Origin of the sequence: Bacillus sp. SA1-12, assembly GCF_000981385.1 — a bacterium.
GTDB lineage: Bacteria > Bacillota > Bacilli > Bacillales > Bacillaceae > Metabacillus.
Genome location: NZ_LATZ01000016.1, coordinates 41,470 through 62,551 on the forward strand (window position 1 = coordinate 41,470; position 21,082 = coordinate 62,551).

Sequence of the window (21,082 nt, forward strand, 5' to 3'; positions counted from 1 at the left end):
TTCCCTTACATTAGATGAATAAAACCTCTATTAAGAAATATGCTAGCTTTCATGTCATAGGACCTGAAAGCTAGTTTTTTATTTTACATACAAAATTAATGACATGCCTTTTTCTTGGATAACCCTTTTTCTTTTTTCCAGTTAAAATGCCCTGCAAATTGGTACTCCTCATACTTCTGCAGGTCCATGATTGGTTAAGTGGATATTCATGAACCTAAACATATCCTCCTTTTTATAGAGAGAGTCTTCCTACATTATTAAGGGATGCCGTTTGTTGCTTTGTACTTTCTGCCTCCAGTATTCCAGTATTAAGTCTGATGATGTTTTGCAAAAAGCCTTTACATTTCTTATCTGGCACTAACACTTTTCCAAGGATATCCAATGTTAAGACCTTTTCTCGCAGAACAGCTTCTTCTATGTCTTGATCAAGGTGCAGCTGCCCATTAACAATCATGTTCACAGGCTGTTCCATTGCACGAAATTGATCATTGGACCAAATTTCTTCTCCCTCAATAAGCACAAAAAGGTTTTGGTAAGTTAAAACTTCTGTTTCCAAAAGACTTGTAAGTTCAAAAACGAGATCTTCTACATCCTCGTGACAAATGATGAGGGAAGTAGAATGGATGCTTGAAATGGCCTCCAATAGCAATTCCCTCGTTACATCTTTTTCAAATATGACGGGTTTTCTTGTATAAAATTTCTTTTTATGAAATCTGCGAATCGAGCGGCCATTTACCTGCAGCGGTTTATTCAACATCTCATAACCGGATGGGATCACTTCAACCTTTCCTGCTATAGATACCGCTTTTTTATATAAAAATGACTCTTGTTCCTCAAAAAGAATCACGTTCCCATTAATCTCCAATTTGTTGATTTTTTCACCAAACTGCTCCATATTTAGATCCTCCGAAAAAGTAAGCAAACCATTTACCACTAAATTCTGTGGTTCCTCAAGGGCCTGAAGGAATGAATTTGTTATTGATAATTTCCCGTTTTCAAACCTTGGGGCCGCTCCATCATATGTTTTCAGATCCATAACCCCTTCTTTGACGATCTGGTTTACCGCCCCAGAGAGATGCGGAGGGGAATATACCTTTCCATTTACCTTCAAATACAGCAGTCCTGTTTTCATTTGTTCAGGTTTTACATCTTTTTCAATAATAACGGTGCCATCTACTAACAATTTAACCGGCTCTGAAATAGAATTCAGAAAGGCTTCATTAAGATGTAATACACCATTGTAAAGAGTAAAATCTTCAGGTACCTCGATGGTTGTTCCGATATTGCCAATATTCAAAGCGGACAATAGATGCGCATTTTCTGGCCGGAAAAGGACCATCCCTACATTTTCAATGCGATCTATTTCTTTAATGCTTTCCTCTGTTGCATTCATTAAATTTAATACTCCAACATTTCCAATACGCTGACTCATTAAAAATCCTCCTCCAATATCCTTCTTAAACGTTTGATGGCAATATGTAGTTTATAGCGCACCGTAGCCGCTGGCAGCTCCAATTGCCTGCCGATTTCCTGGCTGGATAACCCAAGCCAGTATCGTTTGAAAATTAGATCACTTAACTCCTGTGGTAAATGAGATAATAATTCCGTCATTTCTAAATGGGAAAAAACCGCTTCTTGTTCGGATAAATCGAATTCATCCTCCCATTCCATCATCCGCTTTTCTTTTCTGCGATCATCAATCAACCTGTTTTTCATGACCCGAAAAAACCATGCCCGCTGTTTATATTCTGGTAAACTATGAAGTTGTTTTTCGTTTATTGCCTTCAAGATTGCATCCTGTACAAGGTCGTTCGCTTCCTGTTCATGCCTGGCAATCGAAAGGGCAAAGCGGTGAAGATCTTTCTTTAACTTCTCATATAAATCACTCGCTTCCAAAATTGATCACTCACTTTTAGTCATTTTTTAATCAATCAATGGTTCTTAACATTTGGAGAAAATTCTGATTGCTTGCGCTTTCATCTAGATAACGATTCAGGCGAAGAAAGTGTTGGGGTATTTTAAAAAAATTATAAAAATCTTTTTAAAGGGAACATGTATCGAGTGGGAGTCTGTGAAATTTAACATAGTTTCATATATTTAAAAGGGAGATAGTAGCAAGTATACGAGAAAAAATAGAAACGAACAATACAGAGGGGCATTAAACTAAATTCACAGAAGTGTTTTCAAAGGACATTTTAATATCAATTATGGATGATTGGAATTGCCTTAGGGTTTTGGTGATACTTCTTTTTTCTTATTCAAGCAAAAGGCATGATAGGTGAAGAAGAAAATCTAAAAAACATTCTAAATAGAATGGTTTTTATCTCCATCATTTTCCTATTTTTGTTTAGTAAAGATTTTCCCATTATTTAACTCACACCAATCTAATTCGCCATAAGATTCCTTCTTTCCGTATTTTTCCCAAAAAGCTTCCTTGTTTTCGAATACTTCCATTAAACCATCTTCTAGTAATGATACCATTTGATAAGTATTTAGTTGGAAAACATTAGAAACGGCAATTAATTCACCTATATGGACAATGCTGGAAAAATCTTTCATTATTTTCTCTCCTTTGCAGATAAAGAGATTTTCTTTTCTTTACAAGTTCTATAAAGAAATGATCTATATTTGCCCTCCAAGACACATGCATGTCCTTAAATTGCTGCAGTGTTGCAGTGGGGAACTTAATGCTATATTCGAAACTTCCATTGTCAAATTCCCATTCATCGGGTTGCTTTTCATCCAGCATTATTTCAGACGTATCTAATTGAAACTTTTTAAGTATACACCAAAAGTGTCCATATTATTACTGAACGGACGCATTACTTCTCTTGCTTTGGATCGTTTATCTTTGATCTGTCTATTCCGTATGTTCCCCCTTTATAAGTCTCTAAATAACCTATTCATTTTCTTAGCATAAATGGTTACCATCCTACTGGAGTAGGAAGTTTACGAAAACCTTTTTTACATTACATATCAAGGTTAGTTTTGCTGCTGCTGTTTAAACAATATAAATGAGCCCTGAATAGAACTTTTTTCTAGGTTATGAAATGGATGTTTTAGAGTTTAGAATGCATATTCACTTAAAAATCCTTACAATATAAACCATATTTTCTCTATATTTCAAAGGTTCATTTACCTTGTCATGAGATGGATATGGACATGAAATGATTTAGTTTGATATGTTCTAAACAAGTTATTCAGAATATTCAAAACAAAAATGAAAGAGCTTTCAATTAATTGGTTGAAAGGGGAATACTGATTTCTTTGTATCGAAAATAATTTTAAGGAGGGGATTTTGTGAATGCATCACCGCAGCAAGTCATTACGACGAAACTTCAAGAAAAGATAGAAGTGGAAAAAAAACCACTTTATATTCGATTGTGGAAGGATCGATGGCTTTATCTGTTTCTATTACCTGGTTTATTGTACTTTGTCATTTATAAGTATTTTCCGATGTGGGGAGTGCTTATGGCTTTTCAAAATTATCAACCTCACCTAGGTATCTGGAATAGTGAATGGGTAGGCCTAAAACACTTTGAACGTTTATTTAGTGAAACTCAATTTTGGATGTTAATGAAGAATACGTTATATATCGCCTTCTTAGATTTAGTTATTTTTTTTCCAATCACAATCATCCTGGCCCTATTATTAAATGAAATTAGAAAAGAAATGTTTAAACGGTTTGTCCAGACAATGGTATATGTACCGCATTTCCTTTCATGGGTTGTTGTAGTTGGTATCTCCTACATTTTGTTGAGTACTGAGGGTGGGGTTATTAATGAACTTATCGCCTCTTTAGGAGGAGATAAAGTCCAATTTTTAACGGATGCAGATTGGTTTAGACCGCTAATTATTATTCAAATGGTTTGGAAGGATGCAGGATGGGGAACCATCATTTTCCTAGCCGCTCTTGCAGGAGTAAATTCACAATTATATGAGGCTGCAAGGATTGATGGGGCAAATAGATGGAGACTCTTGTGGCATATTACGTTGCCGTCTATTCGCAGTGTCATTATTATTCTCCTTATTCTTCGCCTTGGAAACTTTTTAGATTTAGGTTTTGAACAAATCTTTTTAATGTTAAATGCCATGAACCGTGAAGTCGGTGAGGTATTTGATACTTATGTGTATACTGTTGGGATTAGGCAAGGCCTGTTTAGTTACAGTGCTGCAGTAGGATTATTCAAGTCTGTTGTAGGCCTTATTTTAGTGATTGGTGCTAATCAACTGGCGAAGAAATTTGGTGAAGAGGGAATATACTAGAAGCCTAATAAAGGAGGGAGAAAAATTGACTAACGACAAAACACTTGGAAGCCGAATTTTCGACATTTTTAATTATACGTTTCTCTCTATTGTTGCTTTCGCAACTGTTCTACCATTTATTTATGTGGTCATTTCATCGTTTTCTAATACAAGCGCATTAATTCCAACTGAATTTTCGTTAGATGCTTATCGGTATATTTTTTCAACCGAAACGTTTGCTCGCAGCATGGGGGTTTCTGTGTATATCACAGTACTAGGGACATTTATTAACCTTTTGTTAACCTCGTTAATGGCATATGCGCTTTCCCATACGCATTTGGCTGGCCGCCGAATATTTTTATTAATGATAGTGTTCACAATGCTATTTAACGGAGGAATGATTCCTACCTACTTTGTTGTAAAAGGGACTGGATTGCTTGATTCATATTGGGCATTAATTATTCCAAATGCGATAAGCGCCTTTTATCTTATTATTTTGAAAAATTTCTTCCAAGGTATTCCTGAAGAATTAAAAGAAGCTGCAAGAATTGATGGCTGTCATGAAGTAGGAATTTTATTCAAAATTGTGCTCCCATTATCATTACCAGCAATGGCGGCATTTGGCTTATTTTACTCTGTGGGGCTATGGAATCAATACTTTAATGCTGTTCTGTATATTAATGACCCTTTGAAATGGCCTGTACAAGTATTACTTCGACAAGTTGTTATTTTAGCACAGGGTTCTATAGGGGACTCAAGTGAAATTGCTGATGATGCAGTTGTGTTTTCACAAGGTATAAAAATGGCTGTTATTGTTATATCTACAGTTCCAATCCTAATTGTTTATCCTTTTTTGCAGAAACATTTTGCAAAAGGAGTATTGTTAGGTTCTGTTAAAGGCTAGTCGTGCTAAATAAACTCAATTTCTATCAATATTGGAGGGAAGAAGATGCCTGAAATGAAGGTAAGAAGGAAGATTGGTCTTTCTATAGTATTAATGATTGTTCTTGCGACTGTATTAATTGGTTGCAGCAATAAAGAAGAAGCTAGTGGTAATCAAGAGGGACAAGCAGGTTCAGACTCTAATGGAGAAGTTAGTATTATGATGCATTTTGATGGACTGGAGTTTCCAAAAAAAGATAATGAAGTAGAAAAAGCAATCGAAGAATATACCGATACAAAATTAGACATATCAGCTGCGCCAGGTGCTACTGTTGCCGAAAAATTACCAGCAGTCGTTGCCTCGGGAGATATGCCTGATATTATTGGAAGCAGTTGGTTTAGGGAACCATACATGGTTAATGCATTCCGTGGTGATGTGTTTTGGGAAATTGGGCCATATTTGGATCAGTTTCCAAATCTATCAAGTATAGATCCTATCATTTATGAGAACATATCAATAGATGGAAAAATATACGGTCTTCCCCGAGTACGTCCGATCGCTCGTGATGTTTATATCTACCGTAAAGATTGGTTAGATAATTTGGGGATGAAAGAACCAAAAACAGTGGATGAATTTTATGATATGCTTGATGCATTTACTAATAAAGATCCTGATCAAAATGGTAAAGATGATACGTACGGTATGACAGTTGAGGGACAAGCGTTAATCAATCGATTTGCCCCATTATTTGGAGCACCAAATGGTTGGGGAGAAGAAAACGGAAAATTCTTTCACGCAGCAACAACCAAAGAGTATTTAGATGGGTTAGATTTCTTCAAAAAATTATATGATGATAAATTAATTACTCAAGATTTTGCAGTTATTGAGCGTTCCCAATGGGAAGAGGCTTTTTCAACAGGTAAAGCAGGTGTTTGGCCTGATACAAGTAATGCGGTTGTAAGAATGTATAATCGAATAAAAGAGACGAATCCTGATGTTGAGTTAGGTGTATTTAGTCTTCTTGAAGGCCCGCAGGGGAAAAGAGTACCAGCAGGGAGCGGTCATAACGGAATCTTCGTATTTCCTAAGTCGTCAGTCAAAACGGAAAAAGAACTGCTAGATTTATTGGGCTTTTTTGAAAAGCTTCAGGAAGAGCCTATGCATACATTGTTTGAATGGGGAATAGAAGGAATGCATTATGAATTGGTTGATGGGAAACCAGTTCCTATCGAAGGATCAGATCTTCATAATGAGGTAATTCTGCCATATCAATTACCATTGGGAATTGTACCAGCAGAGGTAAATGCACTTAAAGGAGAATTAACACCACTTGAAACAAAAGAATTAGAAATTCCAAAAGAAAATGAACCGTTTGCCATTCATAATCCAGCAGTTAACTTAATTTCAGATACACAATCTGAAAAAGGGTCCCAATTAAATACGATTATTGAAGATGCTAATACGAAATATATTATGGGTGAAATAGATGCAGATGAATGGAAAGAACAGATTAAAAATTGGCGAAGCAGCGGCGGAGATCAAATTGCTGAAGAATATGCCAAAGAATACAAAAAGTAAAAGAGAAAAATGTGAAAAAATACGAAAAGACAGGTATTGGATATACCTGTCTTTTTAGTGTGCTTTACTCTATTTCGAGTTGTGAGTAAGGATACCTGTGGAAAGGTATTAGTGATCAGTTTTGATGAACAAAGATGGACTCCGAGATTTTGAGGAAGCCGACCATATTTCCTTCTCCGGGTATATTTAGATACAGCTTAACGGGAGTTTTGATAACACTGAACCGATGTAATCTTCTTAATTCTTTGATGGAAGTGTAGCTGGCAACAGAGAATTTTTGCATTCATCTAGTGAAGGGGCTTTCTGGGAGTATGAAATTCTTTTGACGAAGGGAACTAAATTTCTTGCAGTATATAAATTTATATAAAATACTAAAGCCTGATTGACAGTGATATTATTCTGCAAGTAAGATTTAAAAAAGATTGTATACGCTTACTTTGTTGTTATTTCAACGATTATAGTTAATTTATTTGAGTGCAGCAGTTTTAGTTTAACTAGGGCTCAAGGAATAATTATGGGCGCAAATTCTCGTGTATAAGGAGGTAGATGGTGAAAAAGCGTTTAACGTGATGGGGATGTTAAAAACGTCTGTCTTGTTGGCCTTTGGTGCTTGCTCTGAAAATCGAAGTACAGGTAATCAGCAAAATGACAAGGAATGCCACACATAAAGGAATCGATTTATTCCAGAGGAAAAACCTACACATAAAAAACAAAGCGGAATACATGAATGTGAGTGATGAATATTGAGACCATTTTAGCTTTTTGGGGGGATCTTCCATTAATAACATTAATTATAGGTATTATAAAAAGCTGTTTATTTATAGTTTGATATTATCAACATTACCAGTCATTATAATAGGAATTTTATCGTATACGAAAGCGTCGGCTGATATCGAAGAAAAAGTTGCCAAAGAAAATATGCAAGTTTTATTACAAACTCAAATGAGAGTTGAACATCAGTTAGAGGTCTTAGATACAAAAGTAAACGCAAATATTTTGTCACCTGATTTTACTTCCAATTTTCAAAAAAGCATTACACCAAAAGACTTTATCGAATATAGAACCCTTGCAAATGTTATGAAAAAATTTATAACAGATAAAATTTGGTATCATAATTTGGAATTGGTGAATCATGATGAAAAATGGTTAATAGATAAAAAAGGTCTTAGTCAACTTAAGGAAGAAGACTATAGAAAACACTATTTAAAAATAGCTAGAACTCCCCATTCATCAGATTGGCTTACATTTTCAGATGAAAACGGACAATCGATTAAACTAGTTAAAAAAATTCCATTGCTTTCAAAAAATCCAAAAGGCTTAATAATTGTTACCATTACTAATGAAAAGATTACAGAAATTATCAATGAAAAAAACAAGAAAAATGAAATAGTTGTATTGGACAAGGAGTATAAGTTAATTTCAAATAATTCATCTAAACAGTCCCCTTTTTTATTTAATGATTTAATAAATAAAATTAAAAATAGCAATGCCACTAATGGTTATTTTACAACTAAACTTAAAGGTAAAAGCGTTGGCATCAACTATAGTAAATCTACATTTAATCAATGGACGTATTTGTCAGTTGTGCCGATAGAAGCTATTACAAAAGAATCCAAAGACATTGCTTGGTATACTGTTATTTATTGTATCGTTATTATTATCATAATCAGCATTATTGCACTTCAATGGTCACGCCGCTTATACAACCCGATTCATAATGTATATAAATCGGTTGTTTCGTTAACTGAGGATGATACAGATTCAAAAGATGAATTTGATTGTATCCAAAGAAAAATACATTCTATTAAAAGCAGTAATTTGCAGCTTGAACACAGAATAAATAATCAATTGAACCATTTAAGGGAATACTTCGTTCTAAAATTACTTTTGGGGCAAGTAAAATCAAATGAGAAAGATAGCATGCTGGTGAATTTGAAGTTTCCAACATCCTGGCATGCGTTAGCTGTCGTCATCATTAACATAGATCAATTGGAGAATACAAACTATCAAAGTGATGACAAAGAATCACTTTTATTTGCCATTAATAATATTGTTCGTAATACAATCGCTGAGGATAAGCATTTTAGCCCTGTATTTTTAAATGATTACCAAGTAACCATCCTATTAAGTAATGAAAAAAATTCTGTTGATCAGAAAAAGTATTTTTATAGCGTTGCCTCCAAAATAAAAACTCTTGTTTTAAAACATCTGGGTTTACAAATTAGTATTGGAATTGGTCGTACATACGATCAACTGGAAAAAACCGCACAAGGATATGAGGAGGCTATAAAAGCGCTCAAGTATAGACATCGTTTAGAACCTGGTGTGATCTTACATGTTGATGATATTACAGGGAACCAAACTTTGAAGTGTAATTATCCAAAGCAAGTTTCATTAGAGCTTCTTGATTCAATTAAAAGTGCCAATCAAGAAGAATCTAGAAAATTGTTAAAGGAATTCATTTCTTATATGACGAAATTTAATATACCCTTTCATAATTGCCAAACCATATTGGCCCAATTATTGGCTAAAATATTGGAGCTTGTACAAGAAGCAGATGAATCCCCAGATCAACTATTCGGTAAAGCAATGGTATTTGATGAATTATTCAGTTTCAATACGGTTCAAGAGGCTGAAGACTGGTTTAATCAATCCATTATCCCACCCATAATCGACAAATATTATGAGATAAGAACAAACCAGCAAACGAATATTACAGAGAGTGTTTTGTCAATTATAGAAGATGAATTTTATAAAGATATTACACTTGAATACGTTGCATCAAAAATTAATTTTCATCCCAGCTATGTTAGTAGAGTTTTTAAGAAAGAAACAGGTTCTAGTTTTAGTGATTATTTAATGCGATATAGAATTAATCAGATTAAGAAATTACTAAGTGAAACAAATATTAAAATATCGGAAATTGCTGAGAGGTTCCATTATAACAGTTCTGCTTCTTTTATTCGGTCATTTCGAAAAAGTGAAGGAATGACCCCTGGGCAATATCGGAAAAAGTTCAACTAATGATAAAATTGTTTAGAGAAAAGATGTGTAAGAATTAACGTTTTTTATGTATAACGAACATCCTCCAAACATTCGTACACCTGATTTTCTGCGAAGCAATGAATTTAAAAATAAAATGAGAAGAATATTCAATTTGGACAATCCTATTTTTCAATTTAGTAACTAGATACTCATTATAGGTATACCCTTTGTTCATTCCTGATTTTTTTAATGAATATACAAGTTAGCCTTTAGGCTAGCTTTTTTCTTTTGAAATAAGGTTTTAGATAGAAGGTTTATATAGGTCTCCACTACGAATTGATCAGAAAGCAAAGAACACTTTCTGTCACTCCGTATGTATTTTTCCTTTAAGTGTAGGACTTTTTACCGTGTATAGGTATTAAAATAGCTACGGGAAATTTTTTTTCTAAATCAGATTACATAAAATTCAGCTCCTTTTTAAGAATTACCATACGAGCAAGAGTTCCTATTTTCATGTGTGAATTTTTTATTAGTTAATAAAATACAAAACTAAGGGTATTAATGAAAATAGAAGTGTTGGTTTGATTACCAAAACTATGTGATCTGCCTATTAATGGTGAATAATCCCAAGAGTGTATGTAAGCTTTTATAGTACAATTAAGGAAACATATAAAATGTTATATTATTTTAGGTTGCTTTTTTCTTTTTTTATAGTTGAACAATTCGATAAATCGATAGGTGTGGTTAAATATGGGGAGATTGAAAGTAACGATCATTATTGCTAGTTTGCTAGTAATATGTTTTAGCTTATACTTATTTCTTTCAAACTCTAATCAAACAAAACAGGTAGATGTAGAAGTATCGTTAAATGGTGCGGCAGATTCTAATGAAATGACAGGTAAATCTCAAAAGAAAGAAGAAACTGTTGCTGAAGATGAATCTCCTGAGAAAGAGGAACAGGTTGAGGATGTTTCTGGTAATATTGAAGATAATGAAGAGGAAGAAGTAGCAGATAGCGAAGATAATAAACTTATTACAATTACTGAAGATGTCAGGGAAACGGTTAGGGAAGCAGTAGATGGTGTAATAAGATTATTCAAAAAGGATTTAAAGGTTGTAGCAATTGGTGATTCCCTCACCCAAGGCATAGGAGATGAAACAGAAAGCGGCGGTTATGTCGGGATCTTAAATAACACATTTGAAGATAATAACATAAATATTACTATTGAAAACTATGGGAAAAGAGGAAACCGTACAGACCAATTATTAAAACGCCTAGAAAAGAAAGAGGTTGCAGAATCTATTCAAAAGGCTAATATTGTTATCATTACAATTGGCGCCAACGACATTATGAAGATTGTCAGAACCAATTTTACCAATCTTAATATAGAACTTTTTAATCAAGAAAAACCCGAATATCTTGAGAGATTAACAGCAATCTTTAATAAGATCAATGAAGTTAATCCAAACACAAATATTTACTTGGTTGGTTTTTATAATCCGTTTGATCGTTATTTTGGTGATATTGAAGAATTACAAATGATCGTTAACGATTGGAATGAATCTAGTAAATCCGTTACAGAGGAATTTGATAATGTAAATTATATTCCAATCTCTGATTTATTTAGTCATTCTGATATTGAGTTATTATCTGATGATCAATTCCACCCAAACACTAGCGGATATAAACTCATTGCAAAGCGGATCTTAGAGAACATGGAAGAAGTTAGCGTCGAACCGGCGGTCATTACCGAGGATGTAGAATAAAGGTGTAAGGTGTCTTTACTTCAGGATTTAATCTATTTTATCCTTAAAAATAAAGAAAGTAATATTCCAAAGCCTAAAACTCAAAGTAATATCTCAATAGAATTTCTACTTTTTGTATTGAGGAAGTAAAGTTGATTCTACCAGCTCTATTTATTTTTTAGGATGTGAACACTTTGGGAAAATTGCTGCACTAGGTCAAGAGGTAACAACTAGGGTGAATTGAGGCTTGATCTTGTACCTTTACAAAAATGATTCTTATTTATTGGGGGGTATTTCAAAAAAAGACAGTTATTAAATTATTACAGTCAAATAGTGCATCCCACCTTAGAATATTTCTGCTAGTTGCAACTACAATAAGCGAATAAAGGGCCAATTTGCACCTGTTTAATACGAAATTCCAAGGGGTGAAAAGCATGTTTTCAATTGGAGATTGGGTCAAAGATACAAGTGGAAAAACGGGGTTTGTAGTATCTGTTTACAAAAATAACTACTATGTAAGATTCTTGAAAAATGATATTGGCGTTAAGATCAACCACAGCATTTATGTATCGACTAACGAATTAAAACATGCACCTGTAGACTTTAAACCATATGAAGATGAATTGTATTTTCTTATCAATTTAGCCTTAGATACACGTGATAAGATTTGGTTTGTTGATTTGTCTAGTAGATTATTAGTCTTACAAAAGGAAAGACTAAACATTGCAAATGATTGTAAACCATTTTATTTTATGATGTAATTCTCTCTTACCTTTTAATAATAAACATACTTATTCTACTTTGTTCACCGGCATAAAAACAGGTAAATTTTATTGTATGTTAATGTGAAATACGAATAACCTTCTGGCATTGTATATGGAAAATAATAAATTGTTTTCAGATAACTTTTGTTACTTGCTACCCATTTTTAATGGGTAGCTTTTTATATGAAAAATTACCAAACTTTGTAAAAATATGATATTAATCCTTGCGGTACAATCGGGCCATTTTATGGAGTAAGAGTATTTAATAAATTTAGCCATTAATTGGGAATGAACTTACTAATTAAACCGGGTGAACAGGAAATAATATAAAATAAAAGGTTTTTTGAGTTAACTATTGAAATAAGTAAATATATTAGTAGGAAGGGGGAGGATGTGTCCCAAACAATAAGATGATGTAAGAAAAAATCAAGAATTATTTTAAACCTCTTATCCATTCGTATTAGAAAAAATTAAATAAATATCCTAATCCTTCAATATTAAAAATTTTGTGATTTAGGTTGTGGTCAAGGAGAATTTTGTTACCGCTTACATTGACTTGGAGCAATAGTAACAGAAAATAGATGTTAGTAAAGATTTATTGGAGTTTGCTTGAAAAAAACAGATAACATAGATTGGATATATAACAATGCTAAGAACTTAGCTAAATATCCAATGATTCCTTTGATGCTGGAATAACATAAGATTAGCTTCATTGCCCTTTATACCACATAAAATTGTTGAGTTATGTAACTAATATGATCTCTATTATTGCCCAACTGAAGACATAAAGGAAATCATCTTACGCCTTAAGCATTGGTTACATGATAAATAAACGATTGATAACAAAGTACTTGAACATTATATGAAAGGATGGTCATGTATGAGTAAAATAAAAGTTGGTGTCATTGGTTTAGGTGAAGTAGGACAGATTATTCATTTGCCAATATTAAAGAATTTGTCCGATCAATTTGAAATAGCAGCCCTCTGTGATATTTCCGAACAGTTACTGCAGGTCATAGGTGAAAAGTATCAAGTTGAACATCTATACACAGATGCAGAGGAACTAACACAGCAAAAAGATTTAGAGCTTGTCATGGTGTTAAATAGTGATGAATACCATACAGATTGTGTGTTATCGGCGATTAAGAATAAGAAGCATGTGTTTGTGGAAAAACCCGTTTGTTTAAATCTAGAAGAGACTGATGCCATTATCAAAGCACGTGATGAAGCGAACGTGAAAGTCATGGTAGGCTACATGCGGCGATATGCCCCAGCATTTATTCAGGCTGTTGAGGAAGTCAAAAAGTTAAATCAGATTCAGTATGTAAGAGTACGAGATATCATTGGGCAAAATCATTTAATGATCGACCAAACTAGTCATGTATTTCGCTTTCAGGATATTCCAAAGGAGGCAATAGAGGAAAAGGCAAACCGAGGAAGGTTCATGGTCAAAAAAGCGATAGGTGATGTTCCAGATGAACTATACAATACATACAGATTATTATGCGGCTTAAGCAGCCATGATCTATCCGCTATGCGCGAGCTTATCGGTATCCCAAAACGAGTGGTATCTGCTGTGCATTGGGGATCGAATATACACGCGATTTTTGAATATGAAGGTTTTTATGCTGCATTCGAAACAGGCGTGGACAATCAAAGGCGTTTCGATGCACATATTGAAGTATATAGCCAAACGAAAACGGTAAAAGTTCAATATGACACACCATATATTCGCCATTTACCAACGACTTTAATTGTGAATGAAACCATCGATGAAACCTATCATGAGTCTGTTTTACGTCCGACATTCAAAGATCCTTATACACATGAACTGGAATATCTATACGATGTTATCACAAAAGATATAGTACCGAAAACATCCATAGAAGACTATCAGGAGGATTTAAGATTATTTAGCCAAATAATCGATGCCTTAAAAGAAAACTATGTAATAACGTAATTAATAGTGTGTACTAAAGACAAAGCTAAATCTGTATCAAATCTAAATAGTTTAATAGGTAATTTTTTTAACCCGTTTTATCTTATTCACTAAAAAGGCAGATACAGATTTTTATCTTAAAAAGACATAAGTGGAGGAGAAGTTTTTTCTCCTCCTATATTTTTATACTAATAATTAGAGTTGAGCTATAGCAACTAGGCGTTTCGTAATTTCTCCGCAAACTGAACGGTTTAACCTTGGTGTTGTTTCTGTTTCTGCAACAAGGTTAACACTAAACTCTGATGCGATGTCATACTTCTTTGTTCAATAGGTTGTTTAGCACCGGGGACAACTAATTGATTGTTGCTATTATTTTGTGCTATAAAATCATCACCTTTAAGTTTATAAGAGTAAGCTTATATAAGCTTGCTTAACGGTAGCATCATTATTCAAAATGTAGAGAGGTCTTTTATGATGATTTATATTAATACTATTTTTAGTCAAACTTTAATTTAAAATAAAATTATTTCGCATAATAATATAGGGCGCTATCCTGGAACAAGGATAAGCGCTTATTTTTCATTAAGGACCAGATTGTAGAATAACATCTTCAATGACTGGGTTTGTCAAGGGAGTTGTTTCTTGTTTTGAGAAACCGACCAATCCCTGTGATAATATTTTAGCTATACCTAATATCTGGATTTTAATAACTTAAAGGTGAGGGGAGAAAGCAAATGAACCTAGAACTGATGGATATTTTTCGCATGGAATATGACTTTTGTTGGGATACTGAGACCTGGTTTTTACCTTTAGAATCTGCTCTTGAGGGTTTGAATTCCACAGATGCAAGCTGGCAACCCCCTGGAGGAGGGAATACAATTTGGCAAACTGTGAACCATCTAAATTATTATAACGCCCTACTTGTTAGACAAATCAATTGCACAACGCCTAGAAAAAAGGAATCTAATAACAAGGCTGCATTTGGAGATATCGGGGAACCAGATTCTGAAAAATGGAAGGCAGTCTTGGCAGAGAATACATTTGGAGATATTGGGGAACCAGCAAATTCTGAAAAATGGAAAGCAGTCATAGCAGAAACACGCCTAATATGTGAAAATTTGCGAGATTCACTAGCACAAGTTAATGACAGTCAGCTTGACGAGGAACTTGTTGGGGGTCTGGCTCGTCAAATTTTGCACAACGTATACCATATAGGGCAAATTGTATTAATTCGCAAACAACAAGGCTCTTGGCCAAAGGAGCGAGAATAATTTGATCTTCCACTATACCAGCTAATATAAGTCAAAACTTTTGGTTTAATATTGATTAATAAGTAATGTTACAATAAAAATAGGCATGACAAAGAGACTTCAAAACAACAATATGGATTGAATATTTTTACGGTTTCAGTAATGGTAGTATATCAATGAAAGATGCAATGGAATTTGGCTGGGGGGAAACCTTATTTAAGGCTATTTTATAAAAATGAATATCATTATTTCTTAAATTACATGTTAGGTTAATTATACTGTAAATTTTTAAGTGACCTATAATAATTTTGCTATACTTAAAGTAATAAAGGAGATATAAACTATGTCAGGAACGAAAAGAGAAAATATCAAACAAGGAACAAAAGTAAGAGTTGTGCAAAAACAAGACCAACGCTCTGGAAAATTAACAGAAGGTGTAGTTTCAAGAATACTGACAAATTCTGATACACATCCACATGGTATTAAGGTAATGCTAGAGAACGGTATCGTAGGTAGAGTGAAGGAGATTGTAAACTAAGCAGATGTAATTCATCATTTTTTGTACAATCCGTTTTTAGAAAAATAACTTCTGTACTATTTGGGCAACTATCTATCTTCAACAATCGAAGCGCTATTCTTGAATAGATAAAACACACGGTATTATCGGTTGTATCCTGGTGTTGAAAGATTTTTATACGAATATAAAATAATCAAAGAGTAATGAGTTTACTTGACACAATGGCGCTTATCCTGCAATAGGATAGCGTCTTATTTAATGTATTAGAGTATTGAGTTAACGTCTCTTCAATACGAACGAAAAGTAGTTACTCGGTAATATTTTAATCATGGAAAGGCAGATTTTTTGTTAACACTGTTATATTTCGACAACGTTTTTATTTAGTGTCATTTATACTGTTAATTGGATAGCAAAATGATTAAGAGGTTAAGTGAATTAATCAAGCGCCAGTTTTTAACACTGTGCGCTTTTTACCTTCCATATAACCTGTAGTTGATGCTTAATAATAAGACATCATTTCTTCTATATTTGTTTAGGTGCCATAAGGAAAAGAACAGTCAGTCAGTTTATTAAACATCAAAAACTCAAATGAGTTTAGAGGAGGGGTTTTGAGTGGGTGTAAACATCGGAGTTCAATTAATTGAAAATTATGCTAAATTAGAAGATAAAGTTTTGGTAGAGTTGGCTCATAGTGGAGATGGCGAGTCATTGGCATTTTTAATTAATAAATATCAAAATTTTGTTCGTATGAAGGCGAGTCCATACTTTTTAATTGGTGCAGATAAAGAAGATCTTGTTCAAGAGGGAATGATTGGTTTATATAAAGCTATTCGTGACTTTAAAGAGGACAAGAAGGCCTCTTTTTACGCTTTCGCTGAACTATGTATTACTAGACAGATAATAACAGCAATCAAAACTGCTACTCGTCAAAAGCACGGACCTCTAAATATGTATGTTTCACTGGACAAGCCTTTTTGTAATGAGGAGTCAAACTATACTCTTATGGATATGATATCTGGAGAAAATATAACGAATCCCGAAGCATTGATTATTAACCAAGAAAATGCTACTGATATAGAACTTAAAATATCAGAATTGCTTAGCGATTTGGAAAAAAAAGTGTTGACCTTATATGTAGATGGAAAATCATATCTGGAAATTTCCGAAGAACTAAACACACATGTAAAGTCAATTGACAATGCTCTTCAACGAGTAAAAAGAAAAATGGAACGACATCTGGAGATAAGAAAGGCTATCTAATCGGAATATAACTGAACAGGACTGTCGATTGACGGTTTTTTATATGGGCGCAGGGAAGAATTATTGGATGGAAACGAATGCTTATTAAGAAATGTGTTGTTGTTTAGAATGACTTATTATAACAGGTGGTAGGAAAATAAATCTAATTGAAATCTTATTATGTTATAATAAAGTGTTTTTAATTATTGAGGGGGAACAATATTTTATGTCAATTGAAGTAGGCAGCAAGGTACAAGGTAAAGTAACAGGTATCACTAATTTTGGAGCATTCGTAGAATTACCAGGGGGGTCAACAGGTCTTGTACATATTAGCGAGGTTGCGGATAGCTATGTAAAAGATGTTAATGACCATCTCAAAGTAGGCGACCAGGTGGAAGTAAAAGTGATTAGTGAGAAAGATGGGAAAACTGCCCTATCCATCAAAAAGGCTGTAGATAGACCTGAAGGGCAAACCTCTTCTTATTCCAAACGCCTACCTCGTCAGGCGAGAGATGATATGCATTCCAAGGGTTTTCGTCCAAAAGGCAATTTCAAACCAAAGGAAAACTTTGAAGATAAAATGGCTCGCTTTTTAAAGACTAGCGAAGAGAATTTAACTTCTTTGAAACGAAGCACTGAAACTAAAAGGGGCGGTAGAGGTGGGAGACGCGGGTAACTTTCTCCTTTTTTGCTGGAACAGATGATTTTTAGTTATGAGATGCCTGTTAAATTGGCAATTACCTTTACAATAAGGTTAATATATTTTTAAAAGATACTACTTGAATTTTAGATAAATGGGTGATATTGTTAGTAACAATAAAAGTTAAACAAAAAAATAAATAGCGATAAACTTCTTATCCAGAGTGGTAGAGGGACAGGCCCGATGAAACCCGGCAACCATCTAGTCAAAATATTGACTTGAACGGTGCTAATTCCTGCAAAGGTGTTTACCTTTGAAAGATGAGAGGAATGTATTTGATAATACCAACCTCTCTTTTAATCAAAGAGAGGTTTTTTTACGGAAAGAAGGCTTATCGCTCAAAGGAGCAAAATGAAATGGAGAGAGCAGTTTTTGGTGCAAGCGAATTTTTTAGTCAAAAAGCTTTTATCACATGTCTTCGCGGTATTGAATATGTTCAAATTGGTCATCTAAAAGGGGCGAATGTAAATATAGTAGAAATATGGTTTAATCCCTGGAAAATATCTTATAAGGATTTAGTAGAATTGTTTTTTGACCTACATGACCCAACTTTTAGAGAAGGTCAGCAATTTAAAAATCATTCATTCATTTTCTTTTCTAATGTTAATCAATTAAAGGTTGCAAAACAAAAGAAAAATGAACTAAAACTAATATTTAAACATGAAATTATTACAGAAATTACTCCTGTATGGGAACATTTTAGTAGCTTAGAAGAGATAAAATTAATATTATAAAAAAACTTAACATTAGGATTATAATGATATTTTCTAAAATGAGCAGTCTCACTATTCTGTTAATTGTGTAATAAAGTTTTATTATTGGAGATCGGTATGTTTAACTGGCGTAACGTGGTTAACAATGATGGAGTACATACTTATATAGCCGTACGCCTGGGCAAAGCATTTGGGATTTTATTCCTATATGCTTTTTTTATTATCGAGGGTTGATAAGATGACTAGCAATACAGTATCTGTTTAAGCTATACAAAAAAACTTAGATTGTGCTGGTTTGAAGTAATAAACATATTCGATTAGAAATCTGTATATTACTTCAAACGCATTTGCACCAAACTTCTTTATTACCTCCTGAAGTAATAACTTAATATGATTTCTTTACCTCAATTTTATAGTTGCGCAGCTTCCGATAGAGTGTACTTCGGTCGATCCCCAATAATTTCGCTGTACGTGTTATATTTGAATTGCATTGAGCTAACGCGGAAATAATTATGTCTTCTTCTGACGGGGAAGGAGTGTTTTCTGTTAAATCATATTCTCCAAGGCCAAACTCCACTTCATCAAAGTATTTTCCTATTTCATGCTCTGTAATTAAGTTTTCTTTCGCTATTACTACTAATCTTTCAATAAAATACATTAATTCTCGTATATTCCCCGGCCAATTATACTGATGAAGTTTCTCATATGCCTTTTGAGTAATATCAATCTGTTTTAAATAGAGTTTTCTATAATGTTCTAAGAAGTGTTGTGCGAGATATATGATATCCCCATTTCTCTTACGCAATGGAGGTAAATTCACTGTTAATACTTTCAATCTGTAAAACAAATCTTGCCTGAAATGACCTTTTTGAATTTGTTCGAATAAGTTTTTATTGGTCGCAGCAACAATTCTTACATCAACGGGTAAATATTTGTCATCTCCGAGACGCATGACCTGTTTCTCTTGCAGCACTCTAAGGAGGCGGCTTTGGCCGTACTGATCCATTTCTGAAATTTCATCAAGAAAAATCGTACCCTTATGAGCCATTTCAAATAAACCTGGCTTCCCTTTCTTTGTTGCACCGGTAAAGGCGCCTTCTACATAGCCAAATAATTCACTTTCAAGCAAGTTGGGAGGCAATGCTGCACAATTAATCGCTACAAATGGTCCATTCTTTCTTTGGCTACTGTTATGAATACTCTGAGCAAATAATTCTTTTCCGGTCCCGCTTTCACCTGAAATCAGAACAGTCGTATCAACTAAAGCAATTTGTTTAGCCATTCTTTTCGTTTCCATCATCTCACTGGAGATTCCCGCTATGTCGGAGAATTGATATTTTGCATGGAATTTCTTTAATAGTACCTCATTACGGATCTTAGCTTCCATCTCTTGAATACGTGTAACATCCTGGAAGGTTATGATAGCACCGATAATTTTTTTATCTACGATGATGGGAGCATGATTAAACATCATCCATTTGTTAGCTAATTTTGCAATCTGTCCAATGGATTCCTTTCCCTCAATTAAACATTCTTCGATACTAATAAAGCTGAGTACAGAACTGATCTTTTGCCCAACCATCTCCTTAGCTGAGACATTTAACAATCGTTCAGCAGCAGGATTAAATACTTTGATGAACTGTTCATGATTAATGCTAATAATTCCTTGTATAGAGTAGTCGACTAATGCTTTAAATTCTTGAGCGCGTTCTTTTTCAATTTTTCGGCCTAATAATATTTGTTGCGCTTCAAGGAATGCTGCCCGAATTGAAAAGTCCCCGGAAGATATCCGAAGAGTCCTAAATCCTTTTTTGGCTGCCAGGATCACCGTTTTTATCCCGCCCACCACAATATCGACATCAGTTTTTGTTAATTGCTCTATTTTTGAAGGAATATCCTCTATTCGATCGAGAGGATGAATAGCAAGTTTAACATCTAAAATAGTAGAAAGTACTTCGATATCATAGGCCATATTTTTAAAAGCTAGAATAGATACTCTCGGGTTGTTCAACCCTGTTCGTTTTTTACTTTCGTGAAATACTTGAGCTATATCCTGCCCTGTGATAGCGATTTCAACAACAGGGACTCTAATGTCAGATTCCATAATTAATCTGGCTGTGCCCCCTCTGCAAACAATAACGTCTACATCTTCCTTTTCCAATCTTTTCGCCAGCTTAATGGCTCTTTTCAATCTTGCTAAATAGACATCAACTTTATCTTCTAAGCCGAGTTCATGGATAATCTTCTTACCTTGTAAAAATAATTGCTTGTCTGGGGCAATAAAAGCTATTTTAGACAAAGTTAATTGCTCCTCCTTATTGTAGATTCATTTCAACCAATTGTTAAAGCATACTATCTAGTAATCAATTAAGAACTAACTCTATTTTATCTGATGTCCAGTATGAATGGAATGCCACAATTGTGGCGTATTGTTGCAACGATTGTAGTGATTTGATGAAGCAGTTGTTGTCTATTCGAGCGGTTTAATTACTATAAACCATTGATTTCAATGCTTGTAAGTTG

General features: G+C 34.0%; 17 protein-coding genes, 1 pseudogene and 2 riboswitches. Of the genes and pseudogenes, 13 read left to right on the plus strand and 5 right to left on the minus strand.

Translation table 11 applies throughout. The features are described 5' to 3' along the window. Positions 1-232: 232 nt before the first annotated feature. The 3 genes from WQ54_RS11400 to WQ54_RS11410 all read right to left on the minus strand — a co-directional run bounded on the left by WQ54_RS11400 (position 233) and on the right by WQ54_RS11410 (position 2,559). Positions 233-1,432, minus strand: coding sequence for a hypothetical protein (locus tag WQ54_RS11400; RefSeq protein WP_046516480.1), 1,200 nt, complete (start codon positions 1,430-1,432; stop codon positions 233-235). Continuing rightward, complete coding sequence (locus WQ54_RS11405) at positions 1,432-1,896, minus strand: RNA polymerase sigma factor (protein ID WP_046516482.1); 465 nt, start codon at positions 1,894-1,896, stop codon at positions 1,432-1,434. Before WQ54_RS11405 ends, WQ54_RS11400 begins: the two co-directional genes overlap by 1 nt. A gap of 441 nt (positions 1,897-2,337) precedes the next feature. Next, entirely contained in the window at positions 2,338-2,559 is a 222-nt protein-coding gene (locus tag WQ54_RS11410) for a hypothetical protein (RefSeq protein WP_046516485.1), read from the minus strand. A 765-nt stretch (positions 2,560-3,324) separates the two neighbouring features. On the opposite strand from WQ54_RS11410, the gene WQ54_RS11415 reads away from it, so the two are divergent. From WQ54_RS11415 to WQ54_RS11445, 8 genes are all read left to right on the plus strand, one after another. Beyond that, entirely contained in the window at positions 3,325-4,266 is a 942-nt protein-coding gene (locus tag WQ54_RS11415; protein WP_046516609.1) for a sugar ABC transporter permease, read from the plus strand. 25 nt (positions 4,267-4,291) lie between these two features. Next, positions 4,292-5,149: a carbohydrate ABC transporter permease gene (locus WQ54_RS11420; RefSeq protein ID WP_046516489.1), complete on the plus strand. Its 858-nt coding sequence runs from the start codon at positions 4,292-4,294 to the stop codon at positions 5,147-5,149. 45 nt (positions 5,150-5,194) lie between these two features. Then, complete coding sequence (locus WQ54_RS11425) at positions 5,195-6,706, plus strand: extracellular solute-binding protein (protein WP_084821995.1); 1,512 nt, start codon at positions 5,195-5,197, stop codon at positions 6,704-6,706. A gap of 530 nt (positions 6,707-7,236) precedes the next feature. Then, complete coding sequence (locus WQ54_RS33545) at positions 7,237-7,374, plus strand: hypothetical protein (protein ID WP_156177885.1); 138 nt, start codon at positions 7,237-7,239, stop codon at positions 7,372-7,374. 157 nt (positions 7,375-7,531) lie between these two features. Further along, a complete protein-coding gene (locus WQ54_RS11430) occupies positions 7,532-9,730 on the plus strand; it encodes a helix-turn-helix domain-containing protein (RefSeq protein ID WP_156177887.1) in 2,199 nt (732 codons plus the stop codon). 711 nt (positions 9,731-10,441) lie between these two features. Further along, the gene (locus tag WQ54_RS11435) at positions 10,442-11,458 is read left to right on the plus strand and encodes an SGNH/GDSL hydrolase family protein (RefSeq protein ID WP_046516495.1); all 1,017 of its coding nucleotides are present in this window, start codon (positions 10,442-10,444) and stop codon (positions 11,456-11,458) included. Between the two features lie 413 nt (positions 11,459-11,871). Beyond that, positions 11,872-12,198, plus strand: a complete 327-nt coding sequence (locus WQ54_RS11440) for an IDEAL domain-containing protein (protein WP_046516497.1) — start codon at positions 11,872-11,874, stop codon at positions 12,196-12,198. Between the two features lie 883 nt (positions 12,199-13,081). Continuing rightward, positions 13,082-14,161 carry a Gfo/Idh/MocA family protein gene (locus WQ54_RS11445; protein ID WP_046516500.1) on the plus strand — a complete coding sequence of 360 codons (1,080 nt, stop codon included), beginning with the start codon at positions 13,082-13,084 and terminating at the stop codon, positions 14,159-14,161. Positions 14,162-14,335: 174 nt separating this feature from the next. On the opposite strand, the pseudogene WQ54_RS32565 reads toward WQ54_RS11445, so the two are convergent. Further along, a pseudogene (locus WQ54_RS32565) lies at positions 14,336-14,523 on the minus strand (small, acid-soluble spore protein, alpha/beta type). 351 nt (positions 14,524-14,874) lie between these two features. On the opposite strand from WQ54_RS32565, the gene WQ54_RS11450 reads away from it, so the two are divergent. The 5 genes from WQ54_RS11450 to WQ54_RS11470 all read left to right on the plus strand — a co-directional run bounded on the left by WQ54_RS11450 (position 14,875) and on the right by WQ54_RS11470 (position 18,580). Further along, positions 14,875-15,411 carry a DinB family protein gene (locus WQ54_RS11450; protein WP_046516502.1) on the plus strand — a complete coding sequence of 179 codons (537 nt, stop codon included), beginning with the start codon at positions 14,875-14,877 and terminating at the stop codon, positions 15,409-15,411. Positions 15,412-15,733: 322 nt separating this feature from the next. Next, positions 15,734-15,928, plus strand: a complete 195-nt coding sequence (locus tag WQ54_RS11455; protein WP_046516504.1) for a YwbE family protein — start codon at positions 15,734-15,736, stop codon at positions 15,926-15,928. 591 nt (positions 15,929-16,519) lie between these two features. Next, a complete protein-coding gene (sigH, locus tag WQ54_RS11460) occupies positions 16,520-17,167 on the plus strand; it encodes an RNA polymerase sporulation sigma factor SigH (RefSeq protein ID WP_046516507.1) in 648 nt (215 codons plus the stop codon). A 205-nt stretch (positions 17,168-17,372) separates the two neighbouring features. Then, positions 17,373-17,822 carry a S1 domain-containing RNA-binding protein gene (locus WQ54_RS11465; RefSeq protein ID WP_046516508.1) on the plus strand — a complete coding sequence of 150 codons (450 nt, stop codon included), beginning with the start codon at positions 17,373-17,375 and terminating at the stop codon, positions 17,820-17,822. 175 nt (positions 17,823-17,997) lie between these two features. After that, positions 17,998-18,113, plus strand: a riboswitch (SAM riboswitch). 8 nt (positions 18,114-18,121) lie between these two features. After that, positions 18,122-18,580 carry a peptide-methionine (S)-S-oxide reductase gene (locus WQ54_RS11470; protein ID WP_046516511.1) on the plus strand — a complete coding sequence of 153 codons (459 nt, stop codon included), beginning with the start codon at positions 18,122-18,124 and terminating at the stop codon, positions 18,578-18,580. Between the two features lie 90 nt (positions 18,581-18,670). After that, positions 18,671-18,749: riboswitch (ZMP/ZTP riboswitch) on the plus strand. Positions 18,750-18,944: 195 nt separating this feature from the next. On the opposite strand, the gene WQ54_RS11475 is transcribed toward WQ54_RS11470, so the two are convergent. Next, entirely contained in the window at positions 18,945-20,858 is a 1,914-nt protein-coding gene (locus tag WQ54_RS11475) for a sigma-54-dependent Fis family transcriptional regulator (RefSeq protein ID WP_046516515.1), read from the minus strand. Positions 20,859-21,082 lie beyond the last annotated feature (224 nt).